Raw genomic sequence first — 1,798 nt, 5'->3', positions numbered from 1 at the left:
CGGCGTTTTAATCACTTTAGCCTTGGTGGTTTTGGCCTGGGGATGTTGCAAGGCGCGCAGGTGCTGCGCTTTCTTTTTGCGCTGCACTTTGGTTTTTGCCTTGGCCTTTTTCTGCTGCGGGTCTTTGGTATGTAGCCAGCTGGCGCTCACGCCGGTATAAGCGCCTCGATCGGCGATGCTAAAGTTATGCCGGTCGCCGTCGCGGCGCTCGATGCTTATTTGCGGGATGACTTTGCCGGACACACTCTTGCCGCCGCCGGGCTTAAACAGCATTAACCGGCCCGCCTTGATGGCCGCCACCGCGCCGTTCAGCTCCGCCAGGCGGGTTAAAAACGCCGCGTCGGTTTCCTGGGTCTGGTCAATATGCGGGATGGCGATGGATTTTAGTGCGTCCGCTATCACCGGCGACAGGCTATTGCGTGCCGCAATCTGCTCAACCACCGCCCCCAGGGTGGTGTCGTGATAGGACACCTCGCGCCGTGAATTCAGCGTGCCGCGAAAATCCGCGCTGCGGGCGCGAATGGTCAGCGTATCGGGCGCGCCGTGGTGCTCCACCTCATCGACGGTAAAGTCGCCTTTGCCGGTTAACGCTTCGCCCTGCCAGCCCAAATATACGCTTACCACCGCGCCGCGTCCCGGCATGCGCAACTGGCCGTCGGCGTCGTCCAGCTCGATATCCAACTGGTCGGCCTCAAAGCCGCGATTATCGGTGATGGTCAGCGATAGCAGGCGCGGGCGCAGGTTGGCGGTGATATCCTTGTCGTTCATCCGCACCCGGAAATCCGGCGCGATAGTGGCCCCGGCGGAGGGCATCAGGGTAGTGATCATGACCAGAGTTCCCCCACTTTGGATTTGGCGTTATCGGCCAGCGTTTGCGCCTTGCCCAGCAGGCCGTCGGCCTGCGCTTTCATATCGCCGAACATCGCGGTCAGGCTTTCATCCACCCGCATCAGGTTAAGGGTGAACTCGATACGCCGGGCCGCGCCGTCGGCAAAAAACTCCGTGCGCGTTTCGCTAAAACCGGTCACCACAAACATGCCGTAGATGCGCCCGCTGCCCTCAATCAGCGGCCAGGCTTTGCCCTGGGCGGCCATGGTCTCCAGGGCCAGCAGCGACAGCCGCCCGCCGGTCACCTCCGGCAACAGCGTGCCACTTAGTGTAATAGTGTCGTTATCCTGGCCGAGAAATTGCGCCGCCGGTATCAGCCCCACCCGGCTATTGGTCGGCCAGCGGTATTCCAGCGAACGATTAAGGTTTTGATACGGGACGGTGCTCAGGGTGAACACGAATAGCCCCAGGATCATCATCATGGTTGGGCCTCATAGGTCATGCTGCTGCGGCTACGGGCGCGCTGCTGGCGCTGGCGTTTATCCAGCTCATCGGCGGCGGCATTGGCGGCGATGCGCCCCACTTCCTGCGGGGTCATGCCCTGGCTGCTGGTTGGCGTATACGGCACCGTGACATGCACAACGGTGGCCGGGGCGGCTTGCGGCGCCTGGATCGGTTTATCCGCCTGGCGCATGGTATTCATCAGCGGCGGCGTATCGGTGCGCGGTGGGTCGGACGGATATTTATCAGCGGCAGGCATGGCACTCTCGCCGACCGGCTTCGCCTCCTTGGACGACCGCTTCAATATCGGGTGGGGGTTGGTGGTGGCTAAGCCCGCCTGTTTGTCCCGGACGCCGGTCTGCGCGGCGGGGATACTGACCACGCCAAGCGGCGAATTGACCTGATTGACCTGGTCAAGTATCGGGTTGGTGTTGTAAATCATCGCCCCCGGTTTATAACCGTAGGCGGT

The 1,798-nt window shown here is 61.8% G+C and carries 3 protein-coding genes; all 3 read right to left on the bottom strand.

The features are described 5' to 3' along the window. Positions 1–828, bottom strand: an 828-nt coding sequence (locus tag VGC33_RS16535; protein ID WP_331121868.1) for a contractile injection system protein, VgrG/Pvc8 family, incomplete at its 3' end; no start/stop codon positions are given. Further along, positions 825–1,310: a phage tail protein gene (locus VGC33_RS16530; RefSeq protein WP_331121867.1), complete on the bottom strand. Its 486-nt coding sequence runs from the start codon at positions 1,308–1,310 to the stop codon at positions 825–827. The genes VGC33_RS16535 and VGC33_RS16530, both read right to left, overlap by 4 nt. Further along, positions 1,307–1,798 (bottom strand): hypothetical protein (locus VGC33_RS16525; RefSeq protein ID WP_331121866.1); only part of this gene is annotated, 492 nt, incomplete at its 5' end. The genes VGC33_RS16525 and VGC33_RS16530, both read right to left, overlap by 4 nt.

The sequence above is a fragment of the Acerihabitans sp. genome, assembly GCF_036398755.1.
Lineage (GTDB): Bacteria > Pseudomonadota > Gammaproteobacteria > Enterobacterales > Enterobacteriaceae > Acerihabitans.
The sequence above is the reverse complement of the archived record's forward strand: the minus strand, read 5'-3'. Positions and strand labels throughout refer to the sequence as shown.